16 protein-coding genes are annotated in these 16,074 nt (G+C 47.5%); 6 read left to right on the plus strand and 10 right to left on the minus strand.

Translation table 11 applies throughout. The features are described from left to right. Positions 1-64 precede the first annotated feature (64 nt). Positions 65-949, plus strand: coding sequence for a UTP--glucose-1-phosphate uridylyltransferase GalU (galU, locus tag ACO0KZ_RS09560; RefSeq protein WP_422994941.1), 885 nt, complete (start codon positions 65-67; stop codon positions 947-949). A 32-nt stretch (positions 950-981) separates the two neighbouring features. Then, on the plus strand, positions 982-1,515 hold the full coding sequence (def, locus tag ACO0KZ_RS09565; protein WP_422994942.1) for a peptide deformylase: 534 nt from the start codon (positions 982-984) through the stop codon (positions 1,513-1,515). Positions 1,516-1,554: 39 nt separating this feature from the next. On the opposite strand, the gene cls is transcribed toward def, so the two are convergent. The 3 genes from cls to ACO0KZ_RS09580 form a co-directional block, all read right to left on the minus strand. Continuing rightward, complete coding sequence (gene cls / locus ACO0KZ_RS09570) at positions 1,555-2,835, minus strand: cardiolipin synthase (protein WP_422994943.1); 1,281 nt, start codon at positions 2,833-2,835, stop codon at positions 1,555-1,557. A 365-nt stretch (positions 2,836-3,200) separates the two neighbouring features. After that, positions 3,201-4,079, minus strand: a complete 879-nt coding sequence (locus ACO0KZ_RS09575) for a Crp/Fnr family transcriptional regulator (RefSeq protein WP_422994944.1) — start codon at positions 4,077-4,079, stop codon at positions 3,201-3,203. Between the two features lie 70 nt (positions 4,080-4,149). Continuing rightward, the gene (locus tag ACO0KZ_RS09580) at positions 4,150-5,265 is read right to left on the minus strand and encodes a glycine zipper 2TM domain-containing protein (protein ID WP_422994945.1); all 1,116 of its coding nucleotides are present in this window, start codon (positions 5,263-5,265) and stop codon (positions 4,150-4,152) included. Between the two features lie 858 nt (positions 5,266-6,123). Between ACO0KZ_RS09580 and ACO0KZ_RS09585 the strand changes: the two genes are divergently transcribed. Beyond that, entirely contained in the window at positions 6,124-6,525 is a 402-nt protein-coding gene (locus tag ACO0KZ_RS09585) for a PRC-barrel domain-containing protein (RefSeq protein ID WP_422994946.1), read from the plus strand. 164 nt (positions 6,526-6,689) lie between these two features. On the opposite strand, the gene ACO0KZ_RS09590 is transcribed toward ACO0KZ_RS09585, so the two are convergent. The 4 genes from ACO0KZ_RS09590 to ACO0KZ_RS09605 all read right to left on the minus strand — a co-directional run bounded on the left by ACO0KZ_RS09590 (position 6,690) and on the right by ACO0KZ_RS09605 (position 12,086). Beyond that, a complete protein-coding gene (locus tag ACO0KZ_RS09590) occupies positions 6,690-6,893 on the minus strand; it encodes a CsbD family protein (protein WP_422994947.1) in 204 nt (67 codons plus the stop codon). Between the two features lie 205 nt (positions 6,894-7,098). Further along, entirely contained in the window at positions 7,099-7,950 is an 852-nt protein-coding gene (locus ACO0KZ_RS09595; RefSeq protein WP_422994948.1) for a DUF6671 family protein, read from the minus strand. After that, positions 7,950-10,499: a YbcC family protein gene (locus ACO0KZ_RS09600; RefSeq protein ID WP_422994949.1), complete on the minus strand. Its 2,550-nt coding sequence runs from the start codon at positions 10,497-10,499 to the stop codon at positions 7,950-7,952. Before ACO0KZ_RS09600 ends, ACO0KZ_RS09595 begins: the two co-directional genes overlap by 1 nt. A 21-nt stretch (positions 10,500-10,520) precedes the next feature. Next, positions 10,521-12,086, minus strand: a complete 1,566-nt coding sequence (locus ACO0KZ_RS09605) for an NADH-quinone oxidoreductase subunit L (protein WP_422994950.1) — start codon at positions 12,084-12,086, stop codon at positions 10,521-10,523. A 98-nt stretch (positions 12,087-12,184) separates the two neighbouring features. On the opposite strand from ACO0KZ_RS09605, the gene ACO0KZ_RS09610 reads away from it, so the two are divergent. Further along, complete coding sequence (locus ACO0KZ_RS09610; RefSeq protein ID WP_422995291.1) at positions 12,185-13,075, plus strand: LysR family transcriptional regulator; 891 nt, start codon at positions 12,185-12,187, stop codon at positions 13,073-13,075. 15 nt (positions 13,076-13,090) lie between these two features. Here the strand turns inward: ACO0KZ_RS09610 and ACO0KZ_RS09615 are convergent, their stop codons facing one another. Both ACO0KZ_RS09615 and ACO0KZ_RS09620 read right to left on the minus strand, forming a co-directional pair. Then, positions 13,091-13,240, minus strand: a complete 150-nt coding sequence (locus tag ACO0KZ_RS09615; protein WP_422994951.1) for a lmo0937 family membrane protein — start codon at positions 13,238-13,240, stop codon at positions 13,091-13,093. A 121-nt stretch (positions 13,241-13,361) separates the two neighbouring features. Further along, the gene (locus ACO0KZ_RS09620) at positions 13,362-13,802 is read right to left on the minus strand and encodes a glycine zipper 2TM domain-containing protein (protein ID WP_422994952.1); all 441 of its coding nucleotides are present in this window, start codon (positions 13,800-13,802) and stop codon (positions 13,362-13,364) included. Between the two features lie 422 nt (positions 13,803-14,224). Here ACO0KZ_RS09620 and ACO0KZ_RS09625 point away from each other — a divergent pair, with 422 nt between their 5' ends. Then, entirely contained in the window at positions 14,225-14,617 is a 393-nt protein-coding gene (locus ACO0KZ_RS09625) for a hypothetical protein (RefSeq protein ID WP_422994953.1), read from the plus strand. Positions 14,618-14,730: 113 nt separating this feature from the next. Continuing rightward, positions 14,731-15,042: a BON domain-containing protein gene (locus ACO0KZ_RS09630; protein ID WP_422994954.1), complete on the plus strand. Its 312-nt coding sequence runs from the start codon at positions 14,731-14,733 to the stop codon at positions 15,040-15,042. Between the two features lie 129 nt (positions 15,043-15,171). Here ACO0KZ_RS09630 and ACO0KZ_RS09635 read toward each other — a convergent pair whose 3' ends face one another. Continuing rightward, positions 15,172-15,942, minus strand: coding sequence for a substrate-binding periplasmic protein (locus ACO0KZ_RS09635; RefSeq protein ID WP_422994955.1), 771 nt, complete (start codon positions 15,940-15,942; stop codon positions 15,172-15,174). Positions 15,943-16,074: the final 132 nt, after the last annotated feature.

Here is a 16,074-nt window from a genome sequence, read left to right on the forward strand (position 1 = left end):
GCCAACATGGTTCGATAGCAAGTCAAGTAGAAATATAAAAGTAAAAAAATGGTGAGGGACACAAATGAAAAAAATTAAGAAGGCCGTTTTCCCAGTAGCTGGATTTGGTAGTCGTTTTCTGCCAGCGACAAAAGCACAGCCAAAAGAAATGCTGTCCGTCGTTGATAAGCCGCTGATCCAATATGCGGTAGAAGAAGCCGTAGAAGCAGGCATCACCGAGATGGTGTTCATAACAGGACGTAATAAGCGCGCGATTGAAGATCATTTCGATACCGCCTATGAATTGGAAAGCGAACTTGAAGCAGCCGGTAAGCATGCTTTACTCGACATAGTTCGTAGCGTTATTCCAAATAACATCAATTGCATCTATATCCGTCAACCTCACGCTTTAGGTTTAGGACACGCTGTTTTATGTGCTCGTCCGGTAGTGGGTGATGAACCGTTTGCGGTCTTGCTAGCAGATGATTTGATGGATGTTCGTCCCGGGCAAAAGGGTGTGACCGCGCAAATGGCTGATCTGTATGCACAAGAGGGTGGCAGTATCATCGCGGTGCAAGATGTTTTGCGCGAATTTACTAATCAGTACGGCATAGTCAGTGGTTCAGCTTATAAACCAAACCTGGAGCGTATGCTAGGCATCGTCGAGAAACCAAAACCGGAAGAGGCACCATCCACGCTGGCAGTGGCGGGGCGTTATGTATTGTCGGGGAAAATATTTAGTTATTTGGAAAATTTAGGTAAGGGTTCTGGTGGCGAAATTCAATTGACCGATGGTATCGCAGCGATGTTAAAGGATGAACCGGTGTTCGCCTATCGCTGCGACGCGAAACGCTACGATTGCGGTTCCAAATTAGGTTACCTCAAAGCCAGTGTTGCACTCGGCTTAAAGCACCCCGATGTAGGTGAAGAATTCGCCAAATATTTGCACGACTTGATGGGTTCTAAGTAGTTGCTAATGATGCTAACCGGAGATGTAGAGCTATGATCTATCCAATTTTGAAAATGGGTGACCCGCGCTTACTCAAAGTATCGGATGTTATTCAAGAATTTGACACGCCAGCTTTGCATCAGCTAATTGCGGATATGTTTGACACGATGCAGCATGCCAACGGCGCGGGTTTGGCCGCACCGCAAATTGGCATCAATTTGCAATTAGTCATTTTTGGGTTCAAGAAAAATCCACGTTATCCTGATGCACCGAATGTACCTGAAACAGTATTGATTAATCCCGTCTTGACACCCTTGTCGGATGAAACTGATGATGCCTGGGAGGGGTGTTTATCCGTGCCAGGCATGCGAGGTTTGGTGCCGCGCTGGAGTCGTTTGCGTTATGAGGGGGTTGATCAGTTTGGTCAGAAGATTATTCGTGACGTGGATGGTTTTCATGCACGGGTCGTGCAGCATGAGACGGATCATTTGAATGGGGTTTTATATCCTATGCGGATTAAGGATTTGACGCAGTTTGGGTTTACTGAGGTTTTGTTTCCGGAGTTGGATCCTCATGAGGATGATTAAGGTTTTTGTTTCAACGTCTATTTTGTGCTAAATGCCTCGCTATAACCAATAGCCTAATTGCCTCGCCAACCATTGCTTCACGCGATCAAATACGGGACGATCTGCCCATACGTCCTTATTGATTTGCACTGAAGATTGAATGTCCTCAGTAAAAGCATTTTCCATTTCTAGGCCGAACTCTGTGCTAAACACCATGACATTGATTTCCCGATTGTGTAGAAAACTACGTGTGTCGATATTAGTCGAGCCTACGGTGGACCACTGACTGTCTATGACCGCTGTTTTTGCGTGTAGTACAGCAACTTTCAATTGAAACAGTTGCACGCCAGAGGAGAGCATTTCATCAAAATAGGATTTTGAAGCCTGTGATACCAAGTCATTATCATTGACGCCTGGTAGTATCAGCTTCACATCGACACCTCGTTGTACTGCAGCGTTCAGTGCGTTTAGAATTGCCTGGTCTGGGACAAAGTAAGCGCACGTGATATGTATGCTACGCTTGGCTTGGTATAGGGCAGACAGATAGGCCTGATAAATATCTTGATTGTCTTCGGGCCCGCTGGCAAGTATTCTGACCAACTTCGTACCCGCATTTTTTAGCAAAGGAAAATAGTCGGCGGCGGGCAATTGTTCAAAGTTAAGTTCTTTTTCTTCAAGCCAAGTATCTAGAAATACCCACTGCATCGCAGCGACTGCAGGCCCTGTAATTTGTATGTGTGTATCTCGCCAACCGACTGACGTATTGCCGGCTCGTTTAGAACGAAATAGAGAACTGGTCGCATAACTGTTACTGATGTTAATACCGCCAGCGAAAGCAATATTGCCGTCCACGACTAAAAGTTTGCGATGATCTCGTTGATTGGGAGACCATGCAATTCCTTGTCTTATGGTACTCACTGGATTAACCGGATGAAATTCCAATAACTCTATCCCCGTATTTCGTAATCGTTCAAAAAAAACTTGTGGCGTACCGACAGTGCCGACGCTGTCATAAATAATGCGAACCTGAACGCCGGCGGTTTGGCGGGCTATTAATAGCTCGGCAAAGGCGATTCCAAGCGCATCTTGATCGAAAATGTAGGTTTCTAAATGGATGTGATGCTTCGCTTCTTGGATGGCGACCTTCGTGGCCGCCATAGTTTGCGGACCATCATGCAATAGAGTAATTTGATTGCCATCGATCAGAGGATTGCCGGTCACTGCTTGCTCCAGATTGGCAAGCAGATTTAAGTCTTGATAAGCGTTGCGCCAACGTTGTTTGAGTAAAGCTTTACTGCTTTTTCCGACCAATTTCCCTTTCGAGTTGGTTACGATCACCATGGGGTCTTTTGTTTCGTGTGTTGCAACCGTACCTAGCATTTTGCTTTTGGCTTGCTCAGATCGAAGATCTGTTAGTTTGATCTCAGCACTGTATTTGGAATGAGTATCTGCGAAGTCGTAAAAGTTATTTGGTGTTGTGTTTTTTGTTAAGGCTGCTAGCTTCGAACATGAACAACAAAGCGCAAGTAGCAACACTTTAACTAAGTAGCCCATCGTGCGGCCGATACGGGGTTTGAAAAAAGTCGGTGGCCTAGAATTTATCGATAAGTTTTTCATGCCGCCGCGATTCAATAATGGTGTCGAGTTTGCTTTATTCTTGGTGGCTTAGTGTTCTCACGCAATGCTGATTCCGATCACTAAACAAGCTACATGTGAGATACGCCCGACATCGTGGTGCCGGTGTGTCGATCAGCAACATGTACCAAAGAGAGATCAGAAATTAGACGATCATTTTTCAGGTTTTTCTTGCCCGTATCTGTCATCGGCTTATTTCTACTTGTCGATAATTTGATTAATCCTCTGAGGAACTCAGCATCGATAATGACGACTTCACGCTGGTGTACGGTGATCACGCCAAGACGGTGGAAGACACATAAGACACGACTGACCGTTTCGATAGCAAGACCAAGATAATTGGCAATTTCATTGCGTGACATACGCAAATTAAATCGGCGGGAAGAGTAACCCAGTTGCGCATACCGTTCACCCATCATACATAAGAAACGTCCGATTTTTGCTTCTGCGCTTAACGTTCGTTGCGGTCCTAAAATGTAGCGTTCTCGTGCAAGTTCACGACTCATAATGTGTAGCAGAGCCTGACCTAGTTGCACGTATTCTTCCGTTAGTTCTAGGATCGCAGCATAAGGTATCAAGATGATGTCGCAATCAGATAAAGTGATGGTTGCGGATTGGTGACGCCTGAGATGTACACTATCGACCCCAATCAATTCGCCTTTCATGGGAAAATTCAATACCAGTTCATTGCCATTATCGTCGGTCATTGATGACTTCAGAAAGCCGCAATTAACCAGAAATAAATTATCCAAGGCATCATTTGGCAGATGCAAAGTCTGCCCCGCTTTAAAACGGCGATGTTGGAATTGTCTAAGATCTTTATCTAAATTTGATGGCGCTTCGATTTTCAGTAGTTCGCAAATATCACTCATATTTGACCATAACTCTCCCGTTGCTTTTGAGTGGTGACCAAAGACAATTCGGGATGGCATAGCGATTGATTGCATCATGACGGGACTTTCTTGGTGGTTGAGGCTGATGAATGTGATTAAAGAGTAAGTCCGACAATTCTGCGCATGTCTAATTGCGGATCAAGCGACCATTATCGACTTTGACCTGATCACCTACCTGAAATCCAGGGTTGTTGGCAAAACTCAGTGTCTGTGATGCGCCGTTTTGGAGGCGAATGATGACTTCAAAATGGCTAGTTTTTCGACTGTTTCCTTCAATTGCCCGGCCGGCATAGGCACCGCCCACAGCACCGGCTATTTGTGCAGCGGTGCGACCATTACCATTCCCTATCTGACTACCGAGTAGAGCCACAATCACACCACCTCCTATAGTTCCCAGATAGCCACCTTCACCACGCGTTTCAATCACATTAATGGCTTCTACCTGACCACAGTTATAACAAGCTATCTTTTTTGATACGCCGTTATGAGTTTGCTGAACGCCATTGCGATCTGCATTCCTATCTGACAAACTGCGACCTAAATGCTGACTGATAGAGCGATCTTGCATGATCAAATAGGCGATTACTTCGCTGTTGGGAGTAATGCGGTCACGGCTTCGAATAATGTAGTTAACTGAGTATTCGCCATAACCCGTTTCTGCTAGTAAAACTTTACCTTTAACGCCAGTGATTGTGAGTTCAACCCTAGCACCAGAGTTACCCAAGAGATGGAAATTTAAAGAATTACCTACATTTAAATCATCCTGCGCATCAAGCTTGAAGCTTTGAATAGCGAGATTTTTTGTACTGTCCATTTTGGGGTGGTAGCCTACGCCGGCTTGCAAGCTTTCGTTCAATTTCTCGCTAGTTACCTGGTTGCCAATTCGCAGATTTGCGGTAACCTGACTTCGCGCAGCTATGCTATCCCGTGCGCTAATCGTGTAAGTACCTTCATATTCGCCGGCATCAACTTCAAGCAAATTTAGATTGCGCGTTGCACCAGCGATACGTAGGCTGGCTTGTCCACCCGGTGTTCCATAAACACTAAAATTTAATTCGACTCCTGGCGCGATACGTTTTACTTCGTTAACAGAGAACGCTTGAATCTGTGGATCGACTTTACGATTGATATAACTCGACGTTTGGCTTTGTGAGAATGTGCTTGAGTACGCTGTGCTTACGCTAAACAACAGTACCGACAATATTAACCCACGTGACCAAATACCCGTTTCAGTAATTTTCATAATTGTTCCATTTCGCAAATTATGGCTGTTTACAATGAGCAATAGCGATAGGTTTAGAGTATGAGAAAGAGAACTTAGTGACGGTGCGCTAACGCACATTGTTTTTAGTCCATTCGACATTGTAGGCAATGTGGGTTAGCGCACTGAGCAGAGTAGAATTTCTTTATAAGCTGTTCTTCATTCTTCTGGTCATAGCAATTCTTAGCTACGATTACGAATTAACTACCGGGGCTGGCGGTCGGGAAATATACCAGCACCAATAATCAACCTATTGCGTTGTTGTTAGCTGGCGACCTGATGGGTGCTGGTATTGGCTTCACTTCTACAATTGCGCAGAGGTTAAGAATATTTCTTGCGGATCAAGTCTTCGTGGTAGCCAGACTAGAAGTGGAACATTCTCAATGTGCTGCGAAAAGGCATCGTCAGCGTCAAGAGTTTGAAATTCATTGATCAAGATCTTAGCTCGATAAAATGTACAGTGATGCATCCTTCGTCCTGGAGCTCACCATCTAATTTGGGCATGAAAGAAACCTATATTTTTCGCCAGACGTCTTTCTATATTTCGCGAAATTAGGGGAGGTGCTGCTGGAAAAAACCAACTCACAGGTGCAATTGCCACGATATTGCGGGTTCACACAGTGTTTGATTTAAAGACGCCAACTAGAGTAATCCAATCGCCAATCAAAACCTGAACTACCAGCACGTTATCTAGGCTCAATTGCAAATTTACCTCTAGCAAAAAAATATACTATCAATTGTTTATATCGTCGCTTTAATGTACGTGAACGTACCGATAGTATGCAGAATTTACGTGAGACTGACGCAGCACTTCCGCTAAAACAAAATGAGGACCACACCATGAATTATGAAAATCGCGATTTGTATGGGATGTATAAAAGAGATGCCGAATATGGACCAGGCCCGCGTTTAATGGGCGCAGACACTTTGATTGGCGATGCAGTCTACAATCTGCAAGATGAACATTTGGGCGATATTAAAGAAATTATGCTAGACGTATCGAACGGTAAAATTGCTTATGCAGTCATGTCTTTTGGCGGCGTATTTACGATAGGTGAAAAATTATTCGCGGTACCTTGGGAGTCTTTGAACTTAGACACAACGAATAAACGTTTTACGATGAATATCGCAAAAACACGTTTTGAGAATGCCCCTGGTTTTAACTCTGATCATTGGCCTAACATGGCTAATCAAGGATGGACTGATAGTGTGAATAATTACTATCACCCGTCTGGGCACTAATTTCTCCGTATCAGGTGCGAATTGAAGCAAATGATTTGTGCCTGATACTTACGCCGCCATGATTTCTATTGCGACCTTTTTTATGTGTAAAAGTAGAAGGCAACCATGACTGGTTGCCTTCTACGTTTGTGAATGGGCTAGCCAATAACTTCCAATATTGGGGATTACTTTTTAAAGCTTTTGCTAACAGACTTTTGAATGTCTTTAATTGCAGCTTTAGTATCGCCCACTGCAACTTGCGCTTTACCAACCACTTGGTTTTTTAGACCGTCCACTTGTTGCTGTTTGTTGCCTATGACTTTACCTATACTTTGCTGCACTTTGCCACTCATATTTTTGAGTGCACCGTTTGCCTGATCTTTGTTCATGAGCTGCTTTCTAGTCAATGACGATACCTCTCAGTAACGTCGTTTTTATAACAATGGGATTTTTGGGCTCGCACACTTTATGTTTGAGCGAAATCAGTTTCAACTTTCCATTGGTATTTCTCTGTACGTTTCAGCACATAAACGCAGCATGACTCTTGCAAATCTGTATCTAAGGTATAGCTACTAACTTTAACCTCCTGAGGGGTTAAGGATTGCAGTGGGCGCAATGTGTAGGGTCAGCCGTTGATCTATCGGTCCTCACAGCGCTGTGCTGATGCTCACAACGCACGCAAGTCCAGACTTCGCTGAGAAAGCTCGACGTGGGCAAGCGACAAGTGGCGCAGGGCAGTCCCGGTTTCCGTTCACTAACCCAAAAGCCAGGTGCATCACAGGTAGGGCAGGTCGATTGTAGACGTTGCAGCAAATCGCTTGCAGCCTGCTCGATGCGTTTCATGCGACTAGGATTAGCGAAGGCACGCAAATCTACTTCGGCAAAAACGCTGCCATTACGCGATTGTGCGACACTGCTTTCAAAGCAGTTCTTTAACTTGATCCAATCGTCAATATCCTTAAAAATGCGCGTGTCGTTTTGACCATCTGGGCGCAACACAAGTTGGTGGCTAGGAAAGCCGACTTGCTCGGCGAAGTCAGCAATTGCCTGCCAATCTTTGCTCAGAATATGACCGCTATTGGCAGCGCCTTGGGCGATGCCGACTACTTCTATGTCCTCGTTGTCATCAATCCAGACTAACAACTCCACATTCCAAGGAAACATACCTGTATAGGGATCAGGCCCGAAGCTGCCTTCACTGGCGATACCCAGCGAAGCACCTGTGAGCTCCATTCCTTTTCTTGCCTTGCGTCTGGCCGCCTCGAGTTGGGTACCATACCGCGCCGTCTCTCTGGTAAAAGTACCGAGCTGATCCGTATCAAAACCTGTCACCAATTCGACAGAACACGAAAGTCCGGGCTCAAGTACTGGTGCGATCACAGCTTCCTTTCCATGTTGCGTCAATAAGGCTACCCGATTTCCATAGTAGCGAGATGGCTTTGCCATTATTTGACCTCCAGCGACAATGCTGACCATGCTCCTAGCTCATAGCGTTCGAAACCTACTGATTTGAAGCGCCAGAGGTGCAACCAGCCGTTGTCTAACAGTTGTTTGACGACCGCATGCTTGTTGATCACCGTTTCAATGGCCGCCTGCGGCGCATCGATGACTACAGTTAAGCGCAAGGGCTCGTGTACCCAACGTTCGCCATCATGCAGCGACTGGCGAGACAGACCTATTCGCAAATCCCCACCATTGCCTTCGAAGACGCCGAGTTTGCCACCCACCACGTTGTGCAGCACCTTGTTGCCACTACCCAAGCGCAAGGGATCGCAGGTAGATGCGTGATATTGCCAGTTGATCCAATGTGTAACTAGCATAGGCGCGGTCATCAGCAGTTCCAGCACGTTTCCGTCGCTATCTTGGCTGGCGTCATAATCGTGCAGAAAACTACGTCCGCCCAGCACAACGCCGCGGCTTCTGTGTCTAGGTGCGATCAGAAAAGCAGCATTACCTGCGAGACCCCATTCAGGTCGCGTCTGCGCGCCATCGTTGGCACGACGACGCAGTAGACTCAAGAGTTCATCATGTGGCATACGCGGATCTAGTTGTAGACTGGGTGCCCGTTCGCGGCGCGCCTGATCGCAGGCTTGACCAAACACCGTCTGCAGGCGTTCCCAGCGAGCGAGAGCTGAAGGCGGCAGCAAATCAAGATCAAATCCTTCGATTTCGTCGGTAGTGGTGTTGTGCAGTGCTGCCACGAACACGGTAGTGTCAGGGATGCTAAGGCCTCCCGCTTGTAAGCCTTGCCGAACCGCTGGGTCATTCAACAATTGCGCCAAGCTGCGCGCATTGACTTCGCCGGTTTGGCCGCAGCAGGCACCACAATCCAATGCAGCTGCATGGGCGTTATTGGCGGATTGACTTCCATGGCCGACGAGCAGCACTAACGGCGCTAAGTTTTGCTCCAAACCCATGGCATGGAGCACCCGTGCCGCTAGACCGACTTTGGCTTCCAGATCCAAGCCCTGCATTTGCGGACGGCAGATCTTGCGGTAGCGACTTGGTAGGCCTTCCAGGTCATCTTGGGCACGTTCATGCTTATTCGGTAACAGCCAATTCCCCAGTTTGCCAAGATAGCCTAAGCCAGCCGCTTCCACGAAAGAGAAGGCCGCGCCTGGCCAACGGCTGGCGGCCTGCCATTGATCCGTCATGGCAAAACGACTCTGGCGTGCACGACTTGCGGCATTTTGCAGCGCTGCATCGGCTCCGCGCTGGGATGAGTCAGTGCTCACGATACAATCGCGAACCTCGATCGAAGCAGGAAGCAAGCCCGGTAACTGCGGCCGTCGGGCTTGGGTCGAGAGTGGCGTGTAAGCAACTGGAAGACCAAAAAATCCAGCAAATCCCAGAGTCTGAATGCCCGGCCACACGGCCTCCAAAGCGCGACGTAGTGGTTCGCTGCGCACGTCGATACAGAAGGCCGCCTGGACTTCGATTTCTTGTGGCACCAAGCCATGACTGCTGGCCAAAGACAAGCGCTGTGCCAAGTTACGCTGATAACCAAGCTCCAGCGCCAACTGCCACACTTCATCGATTAAAAACGCCTGCTCGGCCTCTTTTAGTACTAACGGAGCCTGGCTCCAGGCCTGCTGAAGCGCGACAAACGCCTGCTTCGTGGTCGCGTCATCCTTGCACTCTAATAAGAGTGCGCCCCATGCTAAACGAATCGCAAGCAACTCGCGCAAGTGCACGTCCTTGCCGCCCTCCAAACCAGCCTGCCAATTGAGGTAGGCACACCAAGAAGCCCATCCATTGACCGTCAGCAGCACCGACTCAAGGTAGTCCGTCCATACTGCTTGTGGTAGACCCAGACGTTGCAAGGCCCAACGTTCAGCTTCAATCGCTGTGGCGGGCAAGGTGTCGACGGCACTGCCGATACGAGGCAAACCCATCAACAAGCCTATGCCGTGGTCATGTTGTAAGGTGTCCCGCCAAAAAGCGTACAAACCTTGAGTTCGCTCTGGTTGCCAGATGGCTTGATGTTCATCGAAGTAAGCGGCGCAGGTTTGACTTACCTGATGGGTAATGGCATCGCGCCAAGACAAACGCGCATGGCGATTGGGATCATTGTCGAGCACATCAATCAGCAAGGGTAATTGTGCCTGCGGCGCACTCGCTTGCAGCGCGTCTATGCACTGATCTGGCTTGAGATTAGCATCCTGCGCCTCGGGAAGCTGTTGCAACGCTAGTGCTAAATCGGTGCCGCTGATGCGACCTTCACGCCACGCTTTCAGCTGCTGATCTCGCGAAGGAAATACTTGGATGCCACCCAGAACAGCCATCCGTGCAGCGACCCGGCGTACCGGCATATTGATGCGTGACCAATGTGGATTGACTGCGATGGCACGATCTAACGGCCACGCTGGAGCAATCGTGCAGCAGGCTTGATTGCACGCAATTTCTATCTGCTGATGCATTGCCTTGTGATCGGAAACGGCTGGAGCGGGTTGCGCCGTATTCGGCTGTGTGTCTGTAGTCAGTATGTCTATCATAAGTTTCTCCAGTTTTTCAGTTTAGTGCGCAGCATCAGCGAGCGGCGATGTGGCGGATTTGGGCTCAAGCTGCGTGATAGCCTTAGGCGTCCAGCGAGTTGGCCAAATGTGCAGGGCAAGACGTGTGTAGGCCTCGTCCAGATAGAAACCGGCATAACTCCAACGACGCCAATGCGTCAGCAACTGCGGTCGTCCTTGCAGCAGTGCTTGGAACAAGTACAAGGCAGCCATGCCTATCAGTGCGATCAGACCGAGTTCTCGGTGAGGGGCGTCTTCGAGCCCAAAAGGTAGCGCATGAGCGGCAGTTGCAGCCAGTGTCAGACCAGTCACCATCAAGAACCCGAAAAAGGCTTGTATTGTTCGTGTTGACCAGTCGGATTGCGCCGCAGGTAACCACAGCATGGGTGCCCAGGCAAGGCCAAGTATCAGACTCCACCACCAAGGCCAAGATGTTTGTCCCGTCAGTGTCTGCACCAAGAGGACAGTGAAAATTGTCAGGACTGGTGCAAGTACCAAACTGGCGACAATAGGTGATGAAGCACCACGCAGAACTTGCGCTCGGGTTTGACTCACAGCTGTCGATGCCGACAGGAAGGCATGGGCCTTGTAGAGTGAATGACCAATAAGATGGAGGGCGGCCAGGGTATAGAGGCCGAGCGCACATTCAAGTAGCATGAACCCCATCTGAGCAACGGTAGACCAAGCCAGGCGAACTTTGATGCTGATGCGGGTCAACATTACCATCCCCGCTAGTACGGCAGTCGCCAGACCAAATACCAAAAGTAACATACGGGCCGTGGTTGCTTGCTCTAACATCGGTGCGAAGCGGATGATGACAAAACCGCCTAGATTGACCACTCCCGCGTGCAACAAGGCCGAAACTGGGGTCGGCGCTTCCATCACTTGAATTAGCCAGCCGTGCACCGGTAACAAGGCAGTGCGAAGTATGACGGCTAACACGAGTAAGACGGCGCTCGATTGCAAGGATAAGGACATGCCGTGCTGCGCGATATGCAACCACAAAGCTGAGAGCGAGCCGCTGCCGACTTCTATCCATGCCAGTGCGGCGGCGCCGATTAGCATTACGTCAGCCAAGCGATCAGCAATGCGCTTTTTGTGCGCAGCAAGCAGGGCGAACGGGCGATCCGAGTAGAAACACAATAATTGCTGCAGCGCTATTCCAACTGATGCCCAGGCTGCTATGAGTAACAGCCAGTGATCTGCCATCAAGAGAAGGTGAACACTGGCTAATACAGCGGCCAAGGCGCTGACATAGCGTTGTTGACCGGATTCACCCATCAAGTAACGCGCGGAAAATGCACCAATGACTGCACCTAATAGTTGCACCAGCAAAGCGATGATCAGGCTCAAAGCCGTTGCTGTTATTGCCCCAGGCCATTGCGCGCCTTGACTTACTAAAGGAAGTGATAGGCCTGTACTTACTAATGCGGCAATCGAAACCCATTGAAATAGGCGCCATAATCTCGGTGTCGAGATCGAGTTCAGTCGAGCTGCTACTGCCAGCGTCGCCATCAAAATAACTGGTGCCAAGGCACAAGTTAAATACAACACTTGAAGATTATCCATCGCATGATCCTGTTTAAATTTATTAGGCGGATGATGCTTGTTAAAGAAACTTCTGTAAAATAGATTAATCAGAACAAGTTAATGTTAAAAAACGAATGATAATTCTTAGTCAACTTAATTTTCATCACCTTTTCTATTTTTGGCGAGTCGCCAAACTCGGGCATCTAACGCGGGCTGCAGAGGAATTGCACACCTCGCAATCAGCGGTTTCGGCTCAGATTCGCCAATTAGAAGAACGGATAGGCGAAGACTTGTTTATTCGTGAAGGTCGGCGACTTACGCTGACTGACACGGGACAACTTGTCCAGGCTTACGCCGATAACATCTTCGGTCTTGGTCAGGAAATGCTGGGACGCTTGGAAGGCCGCTCAGCCGGGATTGCCAGGCTTCGCGTCGGCAGCGTGGCCACACTGTCACGAAACTATCAGGAAAACTGGATTCGACCAGCATTGACCAACCCAGCTGTGGTTCTGACTTTAGAGTCGGGGCTATTGGAAGGCTTACTTGCGCGACTGGTACAGCATCAGTTGGACGTGGTATTAGCAAATGAGACCGTGCCGACTGATCCTGATCGCCCATTGCATTGCCGTTTTTTGGGTAGCCAGTTGATCTCGCTGGTAGGTCCGGCGAGCAAGTGGGCATCACAAAGTCTACGGATTCCAGAAGATCTCGATGGTTTGGACATCGCACTCCCAGGCCCACGTCATGCTTTGCGCGCTCAGTTTGACGCACTTTGCGCAACCGCAGGTATTAGCCCTAGACTACGAGCCGAGGTGGATGACATGGCGATGCTACGTCTGATTGCTCGCGACAGTGGCTGGTTGACTTTGTTACCCGAGGTGGTGGTTCAGGATGAGCTGCGAGCCGGCATTCTCGTCGCCGTGGGTCAGTCGACAGCACTACAAGAACGCTTTTATGCCATCACGACGCCACGGCGACACCGCATCGAAGTACTTGAACAGTTGCTGGCTGGTTCGACCGAAACCTAAAAGAGTGAAGGGGATCTACAGGCGACGCCGCCCACTAATGAATCCAATCAATAAAACAATTAATGCAATGACCAGTAAGATATGAATAAAACCGCCCAGCGTATAAGCACTAACGAAGCCTAAAAGCCAAAGCACGATAAGAACGACACCAAGGGTATACAACATGATATTTCCTTTTTATTGTTGAGCATTTTTAGAGAATAAATACAGTGCAATGCACCACAGCCGCGCTCACCGAAAAAACGTGAGACCGCTGAAGTTCTGCGTTGAAGACTAGATATGAAACTTAGTTTCTGTATGCGTGTCCATCCGCAATCCGAATCCGGTCCCCGCTCCGCAGATTACCGATATCCGCTTGATGGACCACCTGATACCCGCCATCATCCATACGAATATTGATTTGGTAGTAGTTGTCTTGACGGTTTTTTTCAACGTTATTGCCAATCACGGCACCGCCTATGCCACCAGCGACTGTCGCAACAGCCCGTCCCGTGCCACCACCCACTTGATTGCCGACGATTGCGCCGATAATGCCGCCGACCACGGCACCCGCGCCGCTACTAGGACGATCATTTCCTACCCACTGTATAGATTCAACAGTGCCAAAGGAACCGTGCTGAGCATAAGCATTGTTGTAGGGTGTTGATGTTTGATAGGGCGTATTACTAGCACATGCACTTAGTGCGGCGATACAGGCGACCAGCGATATTGAAACGATGTTTTTCATAATGACTCCTAGTAAAGAAGCTCACCATACAAAATAAAAATTGAGATTTCTGTACGTTGACGCACACCCACGATTCTATTTTTCTACGAATATCTGGCCTTGATGCTGAGATCATAAAGCTTATGTTCGACAACGAACGGAAGTCTCTTTTTGTGACAGGTATAACAATACAGTCGAATAACTCTGACAGACCAACCGAAACAAATGGCTGGCTCTTTTCGAATCGCTTGTTGCGGTTTACTAATCTCTACTAATGAAAGTAAAAAATGAAAAAAATCTTACTCGCTTCTATGATTTGTGCGGCATCTATCAGTATGAGCATGAGTGTCTTTGCTGCAGACCCTGACGCCGCGACAATATTGAAGGATGCAAAAATAAAAGCAGAAGCGGATTACAAAATCGCCTCTGCAAAATGCACGTCCATGATTGATAACGCCAAGGATGTCTGCGTTGCTGAAGCTAAATCAGCTCGCGTACATACTGAAGAAAATGCACAAGCTAATTTTCACAATACGTTAAGCGCTCGCACGAGTGCTATAAAGAAAATCGCCGATGCTGATTACGAAGTGGATAAAGCAAAATGTATGGCAATGGTAGGCAATGAGAAAGACGTTTGTATTAAAAAAGCTAAATCAAACAAAGTCGCCGCCGTTGCAACAGCAAAAGCCGACAAAAAAGTCAGCGAGGCGCGTACTGATGAAGCTGAAGATAAAAAAAATGCGGAGTATAAAGTCGCCATTGAAAAATGTGACGCGATGACTGGCACCGCTAAAGATACATGCGTTAGTAGTGCGAAGAAGAAATTTGGAAAATAAGTTTGCTCGCTTATCAATGAGCCTACAAATAGGCTTGTGAACATTCGTCAATTTTTGGACGGGAAGCACCTTCAAGTAATTTGATTACTCGTCTTAACTCTTAGAAAGTAACTATGAAAATGTCACAAAAAATTCTTGCCGTATTATTTGCTTGCTCCTTGGTCGGTTTGGCGGGTTGTGCCGCAACAAAAAAACAAGAAAGTACAGGCGAATACATTGACGACTCTTGGATTACCACCAAAGTAAAAGCAGAAATCTTGAACGAACCCACATTGAAATCAACCGAAATCAATGTGGAGACTTTTAAGGGCATTGTGCAATTGAGCGGTTTCGTTACCAATGCCGCCAATATTGATAAAGCAGTTTCGCTGGCGCGCAATGTAAAAGGCGTGTCACAAGTAAAGAATGATATGCGCGTGAAGTAAGCTTCAATCTAGATATTCCATTAATGAGATATCACGGTTTAGTCAGCCTCTTGTAAGAAAAAAGCTTCCTCAGTCTAACTCGACTAAGCGAAGCTTTTTTCTTGGATTGCAAAGCAGGGAGGGACTCCTTTACTCCTTGTATTTGTCGAATACTTTTTTTAGTTCACCACTCTTTTCCAAAAGTATTAGCACCTCATTGATTTTCTTTACCTGCTCCGTGGGTAAATTTTTTCTAATACCCATAAAGAATTTTTCTGTGTGAACGGGCTTGCTTATTAAGCGTATTTGATCTTGCATTCCAGCACTGCGTATCGCTTGTTTGATACCGGGTGAACGATGGCAATAGAAACGGCCACGCCCCATTAATAACTTTCTTAAATTCGACGCAGAAGAAGTGCCACCAGCGTCAATCGTCAAACCACCGACACCTTGTAATATGTCAACGATACCAAAGCCGCGTAAAGCTAAAATGATCCCGTCATCACCCAAACGTCGAATGTCATCCCAACTCTCTATATTTATTTTGTCGTCGGCACGAACTGCCAATAAGTAGTCAACTGAGAACAATTGCGTGTCTAACAAATCATATAAGACGGTATTACGGGAAATTTTTTGCAAACCACAAATGACATCAATATTGCCTGCTTTGGCATAAGCGTCAATTCGCGCGCGCGGCATCCAAATTTGGTCGCCGACAAAACGTATTTCAGGATTGATTTTTTCTATCTGTCTGAAAATATCGACACAGATGCCACCGACAGCCGACCCGCCAGGTTTGCCTAAATTTAGAAATTTAGGTTCAGATGATTCTTGTGCTGCGGTTCGAAGAACGAGGGCGGCCTCGCAAAACGAGGCGAGGCTACAAACAATCAAGATAAACAAACATTGAACAACGCGCATTAAGTATCTCTATTCCTTTAGTGATGTACGCAATCATCCACTACTTCGTACAGATGTTTGCCAATTTCTTTCTTCTTGCTTAGCTTAGTTTTCAGAATGATGCCGATTTTATACTCTAACGCCTGTACCAGG

Origin of the sequence: Undibacterium sp. Di24W (genome assembly GCF_049340325.1) — a bacterium.
Taxonomy (GTDB): Bacteria; Pseudomonadota; Gammaproteobacteria; order Burkholderiales; family Burkholderiaceae_D; genus Undibacterium.

Coding starts and splice junctions, on each gene's coding strand:
- ACO0KZ_RS09600 (WP_422994949.1), bottom strand. CDS start 10,499: ATGATAGACATACTGACTACAGACACACAGCCGAATACGGCGCAACCC.
- ACO0KZ_RS09625 (WP_422994953.1), top strand. CDS start 14,225: ATGATTGATAACGCCAAGGATGTCTGCGTTGCTGAAGCTAAATCAGCT.
- def (WP_422994942.1), top strand. CDS start 982: ATGATCTATCCAATTTTGAAAATGGGTGACCCGCGCTTACTCAAAGTA.
- ACO0KZ_RS09595 (WP_422994948.1), bottom strand. CDS start 7,950: ATGGCAAAGCCATCTCGCTACTATGGAAATCGGGTAGCCTTATTGACG.
- ACO0KZ_RS09630 (WP_422994954.1), top strand. CDS start 14,731: ATGAAAATGTCACAAAAAATTCTTGCCGTATTATTTGCTTGCTCCTTG.
- galU (WP_422994941.1), top strand. CDS start 65: ATGAAAAAAATTAAGAAGGCCGTTTTCCCAGTAGCTGGATTTGGTAGT.
- ACO0KZ_RS09615 (WP_422994951.1), bottom strand. CDS start 13,240: ATGTTGTATACCCTTGGTGTCGTTCTTATCGTGCTTTGGCTTTTAGGC.
- ACO0KZ_RS09585 (WP_422994946.1), top strand. CDS start 6,124: ATGAATTATGAAAATCGCGATTTGTATGGGATGTATAAAAGAGATGCC.
- ACO0KZ_RS09605 (WP_422994950.1), bottom strand. CDS start 12,086: ATGGATAATCTTCAAGTGTTGTATTTAACTTGTGCCTTGGCACCAGTT.
- ACO0KZ_RS09580 (WP_422994945.1), bottom strand. CDS start 5,265: ATGAAAATTACTGAAACGGGTATTTGGTCACGTGGGTTAATATTGTCG.
- ACO0KZ_RS09620 (WP_422994952.1), bottom strand. CDS start 13,802: ATGAAAAACATCGTTTCAATATCGCTGGTCGCCTGTATCGCCGCACTA.
- ACO0KZ_RS09575 (WP_422994944.1), bottom strand. CDS start 4,079: ATGATGCAATCAATCGCTATGCCATCCCGAATTGTCTTTGGTCACCAC.
- ACO0KZ_RS09635 (WP_422994955.1), bottom strand. CDS start 15,942: ATGCGCGTTGTTCAATGTTTGTTTATCTTGATTGTTTGTAGCCTCGCC.
- ACO0KZ_RS09590 (WP_422994947.1), bottom strand. CDS start 6,893: ATGAACAAAGATCAGGCAAACGGTGCACTCAAAAATATGAGTGGCAAA.
- cls (WP_422994943.1), bottom strand. CDS start 2,835: ATGGTGATCGTAACCAACTCGAAAGGGAAATTGGTCGGAAAAAGCAGT.